This window comes from Hydrotalea flava (genome assembly GCF_001623405.1).
GTDB lineage: Bacteria > Bacteroidota > Bacteroidia > Chitinophagales > Chitinophagaceae > Hydrotalea > Hydrotalea flava.
Genome location: NZ_LUHG01000039.1, coordinates 42,080 through 57,047, shown reverse-complemented (window position 1 = coordinate 57,047; position 14,968 = coordinate 42,080). Strand labels below are relative to the sequence as shown.

Annotated in this window: 9 protein-coding genes; 6 read left to right on the top strand and 3 right to left on the bottom strand. The window is 36.0% G+C overall.

Annotation, left to right across the window (positions count from 1 at the left end; translation table 11 throughout):
- The first annotated feature begins 43 nt into the window (after positions 1–43).
- The 3 genes from A0F92_RS02125 to A0F92_RS02115 all read left to right on the top strand — a co-directional run bounded on the left by A0F92_RS02125 (position 44) and on the right by A0F92_RS02115 (position 3,656).
- Positions 44–451, top strand: coding sequence for a cytochrome c maturation protein CcmE domain-containing protein (locus A0F92_RS02125; protein WP_068241205.1), 408 nt, complete (start codon positions 44–46; stop codon positions 449–451).
- Between the two features lie 92 nt (positions 452–543).
- Entirely contained in the window at positions 544–2,982 is a 2,439-nt protein-coding gene (gene ccsA, locus A0F92_RS02120; RefSeq protein WP_068241203.1) for a cytochrome c biogenesis protein CcsA, read from the top strand.
- Positions 2,983–3,044: 62 nt separating this feature from the next.
- Complete coding sequence (locus tag A0F92_RS02115; RefSeq protein WP_068241201.1) at positions 3,045–3,656, top strand: DUF4294 domain-containing protein; 612 nt, start codon at positions 3,045–3,047, stop codon at positions 3,654–3,656.
- Here A0F92_RS02115 and aat read toward each other — a convergent pair.
- The 3 genes from aat to A0F92_RS02100 all read right to left on the bottom strand — a co-directional run bounded on the left by aat (position 3,653) and on the right by A0F92_RS02100 (position 5,610).
- Positions 3,653–4,297 (bottom strand): leucyl/phenylalanyl-tRNA--protein transferase, encoded by a 645-nt coding sequence (gene aat / locus A0F92_RS02110; protein WP_068241199.1) that lies wholly within the window; start codon positions 4,295–4,297, stop codon positions 3,653–3,655. The two genes, A0F92_RS02115 and aat, sit on opposite strands and share 4 nt — an antisense overlap.
- Positions 4,298–4,324: 27 nt before the next feature.
- Positions 4,325–4,639 carry an ATP-dependent Clp protease adaptor ClpS gene (locus tag A0F92_RS02105; protein WP_068241197.1) on the bottom strand — a complete coding sequence of 105 codons (315 nt, stop codon included), beginning with the start codon at positions 4,637–4,639 and terminating at the stop codon, positions 4,325–4,327.
- Between the two features lie 89 nt (positions 4,640–4,728).
- Entirely contained in the window at positions 4,729–5,610 is an 882-nt protein-coding gene (locus tag A0F92_RS02100; protein ID WP_068241195.1) for an AraC family transcriptional regulator, read from the bottom strand.
- A gap of 564 nt (positions 5,611–6,174) precedes the next feature.
- On the opposite strand from A0F92_RS02100, the gene A0F92_RS02095 reads away from it, so the two are divergent.
- The 3 genes from A0F92_RS02095 (at position 6,175) to A0F92_RS02085 (ending at position 14,948) form a co-directional block, all read left to right on the top strand.
- Entirely contained in the window at positions 6,175–9,369 is a 3,195-nt protein-coding gene (locus A0F92_RS02095) for a SusC/RagA family TonB-linked outer membrane protein (protein WP_068241193.1), read from the top strand.
- Between the two features lie 44 nt (positions 9,370–9,413).
- Entirely contained in the window at positions 9,414–11,210 is a 1,797-nt protein-coding gene (locus A0F92_RS02090; protein ID WP_068241191.1) for a RagB/SusD family nutrient uptake outer membrane protein, read from the top strand.
- Between the two features lie 159 nt (positions 11,211–11,369).
- Entirely contained in the window at positions 11,370–14,948 is a 3,579-nt protein-coding gene (locus A0F92_RS02085; protein WP_068241189.1) for a VCBS repeat-containing protein, read from the top strand.
- Positions 14,949–14,968 lie beyond the last annotated feature (20 nt).

Below are 14,968 nucleotides of genomic sequence, written 5' to 3'. Positions count from 1 at the left end.
TATTCATTTTACAAGTACTTTTGCGCAGTAAAATACGAATGATATGAAGAAGATGCATTTGATATTATTAGTAGCCATTGCAGCAGCCATTACTGTTTTAATTAGCTATACCGGTAATTTAACCACTTATGAAACCATTGCTTCAGCAAAAGAAAAGCCGGGAAAATTTGTGAATTTAATTGCTAAACTCGACAAAAATGAACCCATTCAGTACGATGCAATGAAAGACCCCAATTTTTTAAGTTTTACTGCCATTGATACATTGGGCAATTCAGTAAAAGTTGTATACCATAATACCAAACCTACTGATATGGAAAAAAGCGACCGGTTGGTATTAAAAGGCCGTATGGATGGTGATCATTTTGAATGTAAAGATATTTTATTAAAGTGCCCTTCAAAATATAAAGATAATCCTCAAGCTACCGAAAAATCTATGGCAAAACAAGACTAACAATATAACAATAAACAATAGGATTTTTCATTCAATCCTCATTTTATGCTTAGTTTGCCACTCATTTACCCTTTTTATTAAGTTGATACATTATGCAGTATAACGGAGAACACCTTTTACCCGGACAAATTGGTCATTTTTTTTCTATACTTTCTTTGGTGGCTTCATTAGTGGCCACCATTGCTTATTTTAATGCAGCTCGTATTCCCGATCTGCAATCAGACAAACAGAGCTGGATAAAGCTTGCCCGTGTTGTATTTTTAATTGAAACCATTTCTGTATTAGGTGTTTTCTTTTCATTATATTATATTATTTATAACCATTATTTTGAATATTTTTATGCGTGGAACCACTCTTCCCGCAGTTTGCAATTAAAATATATATTAAGTTGTTTTTGGGAAGGTTCGGAAGGCAGTTTTTTATTGTGGAGTTTTTGGCATTGTGTGCTGGGCTGGATTTTAATAAAAACCAGCAAAACATGGGAAGCAGGCGTGATGACGGTGATAAGTTTTGCACAGTTTTGCTTAGCCTCTATGTTAATTGGCATCTACTTTTTTGGCTACAAGGTAGGGAGTAATCCATTTATTTTATGGCGTCAGCAAATGCCTGATATTCCTATTTTTTCTGACCCAAATTATTTGCAATTGCCCCGCATTCATGAAGGAAATGATTTAAATACATTATTACAAAATTATTGGATGGTCATTCATCCGCCGGTATTGTTTTTAGGTTTTGCCTCAACCATTGTGCCTTTTGCCTATGCTATTGCAGGCTTATATAAAAAAGACCATAGCTGGATAAAAATAAGTCTTCCCTGGGCTGCATTTTCAGGTGCTGTTTTGGGTACCGGAATTATGATGGGCGCTGCCTGGGCTTACGAAAGTTTATCGTTTGGCGGCTATTGGGCATGGGATCCGGTTGAGAATGCCTCTTTAGTGCCCTGGATTGTAATGATTGCAGGCTTACATACGAATCTTATCTATAAATCAACAGGCTATTCTTTACGTTCTACCTATCTTTTTTATATTCTTGGTTTTATTTTAGTGCTTTATTCTACTTTCTTAACCCGTAGTGGTATACTGGGCGATACTTCTGTACATGCATTCACCGATTTAGGTATGAATGTGCAGTTGTTATTGTTTGTACTGGTATTTTTAATTCCTGCCCTTGTTTTATATTTCTTGTGTTATAAAAAAATTCCGGCTATCCAGAAAGAAGAAAATACTTACAGCAGAGAATTTTGGATGTTTATTGGTGCATTGGTACTGTTTCTTGCTGCTATTATTATTGCGGCCAAAACATCCGTTCCTGTGTATAACAAATTATTTGGTACCAATATAGCGCCACCTGAAGATCCGGAATTTTCTTTCAATCAGGTTCAAATATTTATTTTAATAATCATTGGAATTTTAACGGCGGTAACGCAGTATTTTAAATACAAAAGCACGCCTGAAAAATATTTTGGTAAAAAAATATTATGGCCAACAGTGGCAGCATTATTGGTTGGTTCAGCCATATGCATTTGGGGCAATATTCATTATAACAAACAAGGTATTGGCTTTCTGGTAGCCATTTATGTGGGAATTTATGCGGCTATTTATTCCATTATTGCCAATGCTGCTTATATATGGATTGTTTTAAAAGGAAAATTAAAGGTTGCCGGTGCATCTGTAGCGCATGTTGGATTTGGAATGATTTTATTGGGTGTATTAATCTCTTCAAGTAAAAAAGAAGTATTGAGTTGGAATACAACAGGTATTGCAGTGTTTAAAAAAGACAAAAAAGAAGATCCTGCAGAAAATATTACTTTGTTTAAAGGGGTTGCTACCGATATGGGTAAATACATGGTAACTTATGTACAGGATACATTAAACCCCAAAGACCGTAAACGGTATTATGAAATTGATTTTAAGGCCAAAAATGGTAAGGAACAGTTCAAAGTATATCCTGATATCATTAAAAATAACAAAGGGATGGAAGGCTTTTCTCCCAATCCGGATTCAAAACACTATTGGAACAGAGATATTTTTGTATACATATCATCCTTTCAGCAAAATGATCAGGCAGATACTGCCACTTTTAAAAATATTGCCATTAAACCAGGCGATACTACTTTTTACAGCAATGGTATGCTTATCTTGAATAAAGTGCAGGTAAATCCTGAATCGCAAAAAGATAAATTTAAAAATGGTGAAACCGCATTGTTTTTAGATATGACTGCTATTACCAAAGATGGTCGCCGTTATCCCATAACACCCGGAATTGTTATTGATAATAACGATTTAATCAACTATCCGGATTCGGTTAAAGCACAAAGTCTGATAGTTAAATTTAATAAAGTGAGTAACCCGCAGGATGGTAAATTAGAAATAGGAGTAAGAGAAAGTGGCGCAATTACCGATTTAGTAACTTTGAAAGTATATGAATTTCCGATGATTAATATACTTTGGTTGGGGATAGTAGTAATGGTGGTTGGCTTTTTTATGTCTATTTATCAGCGTATTCGCCCTGCATTTTTTTCAAAAGAATAGGTTACTTTTATTGAGCTGGCAGCATTAATCAGTGAATATATGTCTACAGCATATCAGCGTGTATGGTAAAGCGAATCCTGCATATGATTGTAATCGTTTGTTTGTGTTTGATTGCCAGGCAATCACATGCACAGCACAGTATTTATGATACCATTCCCGTTCATGCTTTTATTACACCGGAAGGTGATACCATTCCCATGGGATATTTACCGGATGTTTCCATTCTTTACCGCTTAAATGCCCGCCAAAAAAGATATTGGACTGAATGGACAAGGCTACGCAATGCAGTGTACGTTACTTATCCTTATGCAAAAGCTGCAGGCAGAATTATGAATGAAATTAATGCCCGCCTGGCAGGTGTTACTAATAAAAGCGAAAGAAGAAAAATTATTCGCTCCAGAGAAAAAGAATTAAGAAAAGAATTTACAAATAAGTTAACGCAATTATCCATTTATCAGGGCAAAATTTTAATGAAACTGATTTATAGAGAAACCGGGAATAATTGTTATGAAATTATTCAGGAATATAAGGGAAGTTTAACAGCCACTGTTTATCAAACTGTTGCTTTCTTTTTCGGTACCAGTTTAAAACAAAACTACGACCCCAATGGAAATGACCGTGATATTGAAACCATTGTACGCGACGTGGAAAGAATGTATGGTATGCGGGGTTAAATGTTTCTCGATAAAATTTCGGTAAAATTTTTCCGACTGATAAATTGTGCACCCAGACTTTCTAAATGTTCTGTATACACCTGACAGTCAATTAATACAATTCCTTCCTCCATTAATTGTTGCACAAAACGTATAAAAGCAAATTTGCTGGCATTGCTCACCAAGCTAAACATACTTTCCCCAAAAAATATATTTCCCATTTTTATGCCATAAAGCCCGCCCACTAATTGACCATTTTGCCAGGCTTCAGCGCTATGTGCCCAACCTGATTGATGCAGTGTGGTATAAGCTTCAAGCATTTCATCGGTTATCCATGTTCCATCTTGCCCATTTCGTTTGGTTATTTTGCAATGTTTAATCACAGCATGAAATGCCTGGTTAACAGAAAACTCAAAAGCATTTTTCTTTAGCAATACCTGCATGCTTTTGCTAATTTTAAGTTCACTTGGGAAAAGTACAAATCTGGGATCCGGGCACCACCACAATGGTGAATTCCCTTCATACCAGGGGAATATTCCTTTTTTATAGGCTGTGAGTAAACGAGGTATTTGTAAATCGCCGCCTATTGCCAAAAGGCCATCTTCCATACTTTCGGTAACCGGCGGAAACCAAAATGTTTCATTTAATTGATAAAGAGGCATAGGGTGGTAATCAATATCAGGAAATGATTAAGAACCAATTGAAATGGTTTCGATGGTGGCGTTGATACCTCTGTCTAAAATAGCACTACGCATAGGATCTAAGGTTTCATAATCTCCATTTTTTACCACACACTTACCCTTCATATGTATTAATAAGGCACATTGCTCTGCCTGCTCTTGCGTATGGCCACAAATTTCAATCAGGGTTTCAATTACCCAGTCAAAAGTATTCACATCATCATTCCATACAATTAAATGGCAGGTAGGAACTGATGCTGTAATGGTATCAATGGAGGCATCTTCCCAATTTTTTTCTTTCGTATGATTTAAAATCTGAACCATACTGCAAAAATAGGTAGTTCTGTTAAAATAGGAAATACAACACCCTACATGGTCATTTGTTGAAGAGAGCAAAGTTTTGAACAAACGATTCAGGCTGTTTTGGAAGAAAGCAGGAACTGTTTATACATTTTGGGAGAAAACCCGGTTTGTGCTTTGAATAAACGGTTAAAATGAGTAACCTGATTAAAACCTGACTGATAGGCAATTTCATGAATTGGATCATTTGATTCTATCAGTAACTTGATTGCATAAGATATTCTTTTTTCAATTAATAAATCGGTGAAACATTTACCTGTCTGCATTTTAAAAAAACGGGCTAATGTAGCTTCACTCATATTCATAATGCACGACATTTTTTTCAGGCTGATTTCTTCTTTGAAATGTGTGTTTAAATAATCCATCACTTTATTAACCTGATTGGTATTGTTTTGCAAATTTTGCATCATTGTTTCTGAATTATCATTCAAAATTTCCCATTGCTTTTGCAATGAAACTGTAGATAATAATTTCAGTAAAATGAGTAACCCTTTAAAATCATTTTCTTTTTCCAATAGTTGTATTGCTACCAGTGCATTCTGAGCTGAGTTATTTGAAAAACGAATGCTATTGATTCCGGCTTGAAATAATTTTCTAATGTGGAAAAACTGGTTTTTGTTAAGCATGCAATCTCCAAACAAATCTTGTTGAAAAATTACTTGCTTTACAATACCGGCGGTAGAAGGGGTATTGTGCCCGGTACACCAGCCGTGCAATGTACCGGGTGGTAATAAAAACAATGCAGTATCGTGATTGATTTTAGTAATGCTATTACCAATAATACAAGTAGCTGTTTCAGAATTTTGAAATAATAAGAGTTCCCAATAATCATGATAATGTAATCTTTGGGCCGGATCATTAATAGCATGCCTCAGTACAATAAAAGCATCTGCTTCTTCTATAGGCAAGAATCGTTTTTGGTTGAGATTTTTCATGCAGTGCAGTTAAAACAATCGGTTGGTTGAAAATAGTTGGTTAGAATATAGCTGCTGGTACCACCCATCACTCTCTGCAAGGCAAAAAAATGATTTGTTTCGCTGCAACAGTTTCAAATATTTATGGCCGTTGTGTATAAGATGTGCAATGTATGGGTTTATAGTTTGTCTGTGTTTAAATTTACTGAGCAAAAATTATTAACCCGGTTCAATTTTTAAATGGGCTTCAATGTTTTATCTATGTTTTATCTATCAATGTTTAAATGAGCACTGTTACCACGTCATTGCTATACCGTTATTGAAAGGTATGTACGTGAGAATGCGTATTTGTGTAATATGTTACCCGTTTATCGTAGAAAAAATATTTTTTGATATATATCAATTGTAAAATTGCTGTATTGCCAAACACTGAACGAGAGCGGCTTTTACTAAATTAATGTGTAAAAAATACATAATTGTATGTTAAAAAATCACTGAAACATGATGGTAAAAGGTAAGAACACAATCGTTTGCGATACTTAAATTTGTTAAAGATTATTTAACAACCTAACGAAAACATTGCTTATGCCAAACAATCCACATCTATCTCGATGTTTTTTGCTTTTTTGCGGCCTCTTTTTTTGCACATTGGGGGCTTTTGCACAAAAAACAGTTTCCGGTAAAGTAACCGGTAAAAACAATCAACCCCTTGCCGGCGCTACGGTAACGGTACAAGGTACCAACAATGCTACCGCTACGAATGATGATGGTACATTTACCATTAAAGTTCCGGGCGATAAAAGTGTATTGGTAATTTCTTCAGTGGGTTACAACAATGTAACCATGCCTGTAAGTGGCCGTTCAAGAATTGATGTTACCCTAACCGAATCCACTAGTAATTTAAATGAAATTGTGGTATTGGGTTATACATCACAAAAGAAAAAGGACATTACCGGTTCTGTTTCAGTTGTAAATGTAAACGATATGAAATCGGTACCAGGTGGTAATACTGCCGCTTTGTTACAAGGTCAGGCTTCCGGTGTTACGGTTATTAATTCCGGTGTGCCCGGTGGTGGTACCAGTGTGAAAATTAGAGGTATTACTTCTCCAGGAAGTACTGCGCCATTAGTTATGATAGATGGTGTACAGGGAAATTTACAGGACGTCAATCCCAGTGATATTGAATCCATTCAGGTATTGAAAGATGCCGGAGCTGCTGCTATTTATGGGGTACAGGGTTCTAATGGGGTAATTATTGTTACCACCAAAAGAGGCCGTCAGGGTAAAGCCAGAATTAGCTACGATGCTTTTGTGGGCACCCAACGTCCGTTGAAAAATGGCTTTAACTTAGAAAACACACAGGGTTATGCCAATGTGGTGAAAGCATACGAAATTAACAGTGGCATTGCTCCCGGAAGCAGAAATGCACAGTTTGGACAGGGTGATACGCCTGTAATTCCGGATTATATTACTCCTACCGGAGCAAAAGTGGGTGATCCTGGAACAGACCCAGCTTCCTACAATATAAATTCCAATCAAATTACAAAGGCCAATAAAATTGGCACAGATTGGTTTCATGAAATTTTTAAACCTGCCATTTTTCAAAGCCATACTTTAACAGCCAGTGGTGGTAATGATAAATCAACTTACTTGTTTTCAGTAGGATATTTAAACCAGCAGGGAACTTTGATTAATACCTATTTAAAGCGCTATTCAGCAAGAATGAATACCACTTTTAATATAAATAATCATATCAGAGTTGGAGAAAATGCTTATGTATTTTACAAACAAAGTCCGGGCTTTACCAACCAGAATGAGGGTAATGCTATCTCAATGAGTTACCGTGAACCACCTATTATTCCTGTATATGATATCATGGGAAATTATGCCGGTACTAAATCAGTGGGTTTAAGTAATGCACAAAATCCTGTGGCAAATCAACAAAGGACTGCCAATAATAGGAGTAATGACTGGCAGGTAAACGGTAACGTATTTGCTGAAGTAGATTTTTTAAAGCATTTTACAGCTCGTACAAGTTTTGGAGGTTATTTTGATAATTATTACTACTATTATTTTACCTATACGGCTTATGAAAATGCAGAAGGCAATACCAATCCTAATGCCTTTACGGAAGGAGCTGGTTACAATAGCTTATGGCAATGGACAAATACCGTTAAGTATAACAACACTTTTGGCAAACATAGCTTAAATGTATTAGTGGGTCAGGAAGCCAAAAACCAATACAACAGAGGTATTAGCGCCGGCAGGGGATCATATTATAGTACTGACCCAAATTATTGGACATTAAATACAGGTGCTCCAAATTCACAAAGTAATATTGGTTATCCACCTTATCAATTAGCAATATCTTCCTATTTCGGGAGAATTGATTATAGTTATGCAGATAAATATATTTTAGCTGCTACATTAAGAAGAGATGGTTCTTCCGTTTTTGCTCCGGGCCATCAATATGGTAATTTTCCTTCTATTTCAGCAGGATGGCGTATTTCCAATGAAAATTTCATGAAAAATGTTAGCTGGATTAATGATTTAAAATTGAGAGGAGGATGGGGTACATCCGGTTCTATTAGTAATATTAATCCAACCAATGCTTATTCTTTGTATTCTTCTGCAGCCGGTATTTCTTATTATCCAATTACAGGAGCTGCTAACTCTTCCACATTGGGTTTTTATAATAGCCAATTAGGTAATGTGAATACTACATGGGAAAAAGACATTATTACAAATGTTGGTTTAGATGCGACAATTTTGAAAAATAAATTAGACTTCTCAATTGAGTGGTATAAAAAAGCCATTAGCGGATTATTATTTCCAAGTGTATCTGCTATTGGTAATTATCAGGGTGGAGCCCGTCAGCCTTTTGTAAATTTAGGCGATGTTAAAAATACCGGAGTTGATTTCTCGGCAACATATCATGGTACTGTTGGTAGAGATTTTAAAATAGATATTGGTGGAAATATTTCTGCTTACAGAAATGAAGTAGTGAGTTTACCTCCCGGTGTAAAATATGTAGATGAATATAGTGCCGGTTCAAGCCGTATAGGCGCATTCTCTAGATTACAACCCGGGCATCCGGTAGGTGCATTTTATGGTTATCAGGTATTAGGTTTATTTAAAGATGCCAATGATGTTGCCAAATCAGCCACACAGGATGGAGCAGCTCCAGGCAGATTTAAATACTTAGATGCCAATGGTGATGGTAAAATCACTCCTGACGATCGAGTGTTTTTTGGTAACCCCAATCCGAAATTTACCTATGGGTTCACCATCAATGCAACATATAAGAACTTTGATTTGTCCATGTTCTTTTATGGTTCAGCAGGAAATGATGTAATTAATTATGTGAAATACTGGACAGATTTCTATCAGGTATTTAAAGGAAATGTAAGTAAGGGTTTGTTGCAAAATTCGTGGTCACCTACCAATTTGAATGCTAAAATTCCAAGAATTGAACAATCTGCTAACTTTAGTAATACTACCGTGTTTAATTCTTTCTATATGGAAAAAGGATCTTATTTGAGGTGTAAAAATTTAATGATTGGTTATACAGTTCCATCTACAAAATTGGAGAAAATGGGTATTCAGAAATTACATTTTTATGTTCAGGCAGCTAACTTATTTACCATTACCAAGTATACCGGGTTAGATCCTGAATTACAGGGCTCTGATTTGAATAACAATAGTAATTTCGGAATTGATTTTGGTAACTATCCTGCCAATCAGAAAAATTTCAACATTGGAGTAAATGTATCATTCTAAAATGACCATTCAATCTATTAAAAATTAATTTAAAACATTATAATATGAAGAAGATACATTATAAATATTTAATACCGTCTGTTTTAGCGCTGACAGTAGTATTATTTGCCTGTAAACAAAGCTTTTTAAATAAGCCACCTGTTGGTACGCTAAATCAAAATATACTTGCCAATAAATCCGGGGTTCAAGGATTGTTAATTGGAGCATATGCCTTGTTAGACGGTGAGGGTGGCAATAATACAGGATGGGGCTCTGCAGCCAGTAACTGGGTATATGGCAGTGTATGTGCTGATGATGCCTATAAAGGATCAGACCCTTCTGATCAGGGTGATATTCTCTCATTAGAAACTTTCACCGGTACTTCAACAAACGGTTATGTTGCCAATAAATGGGCAGCTTGTTATGATGGTATTCAAAGAGCCAATGAGGTTTTAAGAGTACTTAAAATAGCTACCGGTATTGCTGCTGCTGATGCAACTGAATTCACTGCTGAGGCTCGTTTTTTAAGAGGTCACTATCATTTTGAATTAAAAAAGGTTTTTGGAAATATTCCTTTTATTGATGAAACAGTTACGGATACAACATCACGCAATACTGTTAATAATGTTGATGCTTCCGGTAATTATATTAATGTTTGGCCAAAAATTGAAGCAGATTTTCAGTATGCTATGCAGAATTTACCTGCTGTACAACCTCAAATTGGCCGTGCCAATAAATATGCTGCTGAAGCTTTTTTAGCCAAGGTATATATGTTTGAAGGCAAATATGCGCAAGCAAAACCATTGTTTGATGATTTAATCAGCAATGGGGTTACCTCAAGCGGTACTAAATACGCTTTGGTAAAATATTACAGCAATTTTAACCCGGCTACCCGAAATAGCGCTGAATCAGTATTTGCTGTGCAAATGGCTGTAAATGATGGCTCCGGTACCAGCGCAGGTTCTCCTAATGGTAATTATGGAGATATTTTGAACTTCCCTTATGGTGGTGGTCCTGGTGCTTGTTGTGGATTTTTTAATCCTTCCCAAAGTTTAGCAAATGCCTATAAAACAGATCCAGTAACTGGTTTGCCTTTATTGAACACTTATTTTAATGCCCCTAATGTTAGTGATTCCACCAATTTATACACTGGTACGCTTGATCCCAGAATTGATTGGGTAATGGGCCGTCCAAGTATTCCTTACTTAGATTGGGGTCCACATCCAGGTGCTGCATGGATTAGAAACGTTTCTGCAGATGGTGTTTTTAGCCCTAAAAAGAATATATATGCACAAAGTCAAAAGGGAATTTATTCAAGTACAGAAAATTATTGGGGTGCTACTGAATTAGTTGCCAATAATGTAAACCTGATACGTTTTTCTGATGTACTATTATTAGCTGCTGAATGTGAAACACAATTAGGGAATTTACCAACAGCATTAATATATGTAAACAGGGTACGTGCCCGTGCTGCTGATCCTACCGGATGGGTGTATAAAAATGCCAGTTACGATGCAACCAGTTCTACATATTCTCCACAAACTACTCCGGCCGATAACTATAAAATAGGGCTTTATGTGGTATTTCCTGATCAGGCAACAGCCTTAAAAGCCATTCAAATGGAACGTTATTTGGAACTGGCTATGGAAGGCCACCGCTTCTTTGATTTGGTGCGTTGGGGAATTGCTAAAACTGTTTTAAATAATTATTTTGCTACTGACAGAATTGCAAAAGCAACACTTTTACCGGTGGGTGCTCAGTTTGTAAGTGGTAAATCAGAATTATTCCCCATTCCGCAAACACAAATTGATATCTTAAATGCTGATGGTAAAACACATTTAAAACAAAATCCAGGCTACTAATCATTTTTGAATGATGCAAGCTGAATACTTAAAACCTATTGCCTAATCTTTTGAATGGCAATAGGTTTTTTTGCATTTTAATTCAATTTTTTTTACAGTTGCACAATTATAGCGTAATTTACTCCTGCTTTTTGCATGTACATCAAACCCTTACCCCTCATGAATTTCAGTCGGTTATTAATGATTATCTCATTCCTATGTATATTATTTTCTTGCAAAAAAAGTAATACACTATTTCAACAAATAGATGCAAGCCATACCGGAATAGATTTTGCCAATACCATTATTGAAAATGATTCAATCAACTCGGTAGATATTGAAAATGTATATAACGGTGGGGGCGTTGGTGTTGGAGATTTTAATAATGATGGATTACCGGATTTGTATTTTACTGGTAATTTGGTATCGAATAAATTATACCTCAATACAGGCAATTTTAAGTTTAAAGATATTACTGAGGAGGCTGGTGTATCAGGTAATGGAAGATGGAGCAGGGGTGTGGCTGTTGTAGACATTAATAATGATGGGTGGTTAGATATTTATGTATGTGCCACATTATCGAAAGATCCGGGAAAAAGAAGAAACTTATTGTACATTAATCAGGGTTTAGATAAAAATGGGCGCCCACATTTTAAGGAAATGGCCAAAGAATATGGGTTAGATGATACTGCGCATTCTACACAAGCTGCTTTTTTTGATTATGATAATGATGGCGATTTAGATGTTTATATTGTGAATAATGAAATTAATAAAGATAAATTCCCCGATGGTTTTCATACTATCTTAAAAAATGGCGAAAATCCAAGTACCGGGCAATTGTTTAGAAATGATTGGAATGACAGTTTGCACCATCCTGTTTTTACCGATGTTTCTAAACAGGCAGGTATACAAACAGAGGGCTACGGGCATTCCGTTGCTATTGCTGATTTTAATAATGATGGCTGGAAAGATATTTATGTTACCAACGATTTTGTTTCGAATGATTTACTCTGGATCAATAATCATAATGGTACATTTACGGAACAACTTTCTCACTACTTTAAACACACGTCTGCCAACGCCATGGGTTGCGATGTGGCAGATATGAATAATGATGGCTTGCCCGATGTTGTTACTCTCGATATGAACCCGGAAGATAACTATCGGAAAAAAATGATGATGAATGCTAATAATTATCAACGTTATCAAAACAGCGATAAATATGGCTATAATTATCAGTATGTAAGAAATGTTTTGCAAATCAACCAAGGTCATCGCGTTACCAATAATGATTCAATTGGTGATCCTATTTTCAGTGATGTGGCTTATTATGCAGGTATTGCAGAAACCGATTGGAGCTGGACACCAGTACTGGCCGATTTTGATAATGACGGTAAACGTGATATCATTATTACCAATGGCTTTCCAAAAGATGTAACGGATCATGATTTTATGGCTTACAGAAGTGAGGCTTATTTTTTAGCCAGTAAAAAAGAATTATTAGCACAAATACCGGTTGTTAAACTACATAACTATGCTTTTAAAAATGAAGGGCAGGCAAAATTTTTAAATGTAACCAACACCTGGGGGCTGCAACTGCCTACCTTTTCAAACGGCGCAGTATATGTTGATTTGGATAATGATGGCGATTTGGATTTGGTGATTAATAATATCAACGATAAGGCATTGGTGTATAAAAATACTTCCCGTGAAAAAGACAGTGTACACACCAATTTTATCGATGTTTTATTTCATGGCTCAAAAAATAATTTAAATGGTATTGGTGCTACTGCTACCATTTACTACAATCATGGCCGGCAACAGATATGGGAAAATACACCTTACAGAGGTTATCTTTCTTCAGTACAAACCAAAGCTCATTTTGGGTTAGGTGATATAAAAAGTATTGATTCTTTAAAAATTGTATGGCCCAATCATCTTGAGCAGATACTGACTAATTTAAAATCCAATCAACAAATTACCGTACAGCAATCCAATGCTGCATTACCGGTAAATTACAACCATCCGGCAATTGCTGCATCTGCCTTATTTAAAAATATCACCGAATCATTACAGATAAAATATGTACACCAGGAGCACGATTTTATTGACTTTAATATTCAAAAATTATTGCCTCATAAATTATCAGAATATGGTCCTGCTATGGCAGTGGGCGATATAGATGGCAATGGATTAGACGATATTATTTTAGGCGGTGCCTACAAATACAGCGAAACCATTTTATTGCAACAAACCAATGGGAAGTTTATTCAGAAAAACTTGCTGAACTCAAAGGATGCCGAAGCTAAATTATCGGAAGATATGGGCTTAGTATTGTTTGATGCAGATGGTGATGGAGATTTAGATCTGTATATAACCAGCGGCGGATATGAAAATGAACCAAACACAAAAGCCTATCAGGATAGATTTTATCTGAATGATGGTAATGGCAACTTTTCATTAGATACACTGGCATTACCACAAAATTTAACCAGCAAATCCTGTGTTCGTGCATTTGATTACAATGGAGATGGGAAGCTTGACTTATTGGTTTCAGGCAGGGTTGATCCCTGGCATTATCCAAAGCCGGTAAGTAGTTTTATTTTGCGTAATGATAGCAAAAACGGACAAATAAAGTTTACCGATGTAACAGCATCTGTAGCAAAAGCTTTAACAAATATTGGATTGGTTGCTGATGCAGTTATTACAGATTTTAATAATGATGGCCAACCCGATATGATTTTAGCAGGAGAGTGGATGCCCATTACTTTTTTACAAAATGAACATGGAATTTTTAAAAATGTAACTGCCGGTACGGGTGTTCAAAATAATTTAGGATGGTGGAACAGTATAATACCCGGCGATTTTGACAATGACGGCGATATGGATTACATTGTAAGTAACCTGGGTCTAAATACATTTTATAAAGCATCCCATCAATATCCCATGCATATCACTGCCGGCGATTTTGATAAGAATGGAAGTTATGATGCATTTACTTCTTTATATCTACCAGATAGTACCGGTAAAATGTTGGAATATCCTGCATTAACAAGAGATGATGCCATTAAGCAAATGATTGTGATGCGGATGCGTTTTAAAACATACAAATCATTCGCCACGGCAACCATGGATCAGATATTAACTCCCGATGAGCGCAAAAATGCATTGCGTTTAACGGCCAATGACATGCGTTCTGTATTGTTGAAGAATGACGGGAAAGGACATTTTACAATTATTCCCTTACCAATGCAGGCTCAATTGTCGATGTTGAATGGAATGGTGGCAGATGATTTTGATGGAGATGGAAACTTAGATGTATTGATGAATACCAATGATTTTGGTACAGAAGTAGGTACCGGAAGATATGATGCACTCAACGGTGTATTATTGAAAGGCGATGGGAAAGGTAATTTTATAGCCTGTACCATGCTGCATAGTGGTATTTTTATTCCGGGTAACGGAAAGGCATTGGTGAAATTAATGGGAGTAAATAAGCAATATATGATTGCTGCAGCACAGAACAGGGGCGCATTACAGCTATATGCCCTAAACAAGCCCATAAAAAATATTGCATTATTAAAAGATGATGTGTATGCAATTCTTCACTTTAAAAATGGCATCCGGCAAAAAATGGAATGTAATTACGGATCTTCATTTTTATCGCAGTCAGCTCGTTTTATTTCAGTGGGTCCAACGGTTCAGTCCGTTGAAATTTATCAGCATGATGGTAAATATCGGATAGAAAAAGTAAATTAAATTTTTTGATAGTTTCATAA

Coding starts and splice junctions, on each gene's coding strand:
- A0F92_RS02095 (WP_068241193.1), top strand. CDS start 6,175: ATGCCAAACAATCCACATCTATCTCGATGTTTTTTGCTTTTTTGCGGC.
- aat (WP_068241199.1), bottom strand. CDS start 4,297: ATGCCTCTTTATCAATTAAATGAAACATTTTGGTTTCCGCCGGTTACC.
- ccsA (WP_068241203.1), top strand. CDS start 544: ATGCAGTATAACGGAGAACACCTTTTACCCGGACAAATTGGTCATTTT.
- A0F92_RS02090 (WP_068241191.1), top strand. CDS start 9,414: ATGAAGAAGATACATTATAAATATTTAATACCGTCTGTTTTAGCGCTG.
- A0F92_RS02115 (WP_068241201.1), top strand. CDS start 3,045: ATGGTAAAGCGAATCCTGCATATGATTGTAATCGTTTGTTTGTGTTTG.
- A0F92_RS02125 (WP_068241205.1), top strand. CDS start 44: ATGAAGAAGATGCATTTGATATTATTAGTAGCCATTGCAGCAGCCATT.
- A0F92_RS02100 (WP_068241195.1), bottom strand. CDS start 5,610: ATGAAAAATCTCAACCAAAAACGATTCTTGCCTATAGAAGAAGCAGAT.
- A0F92_RS02085 (WP_068241189.1), top strand. CDS start 11,370: ATGAATTTCAGTCGGTTATTAATGATTATCTCATTCCTATGTATATTA.
- A0F92_RS02105 (WP_068241197.1), bottom strand. CDS start 4,639: ATGGTTCAGATTTTAAATCATACGAAAGAAAAAAATTGGGAAGATGCC.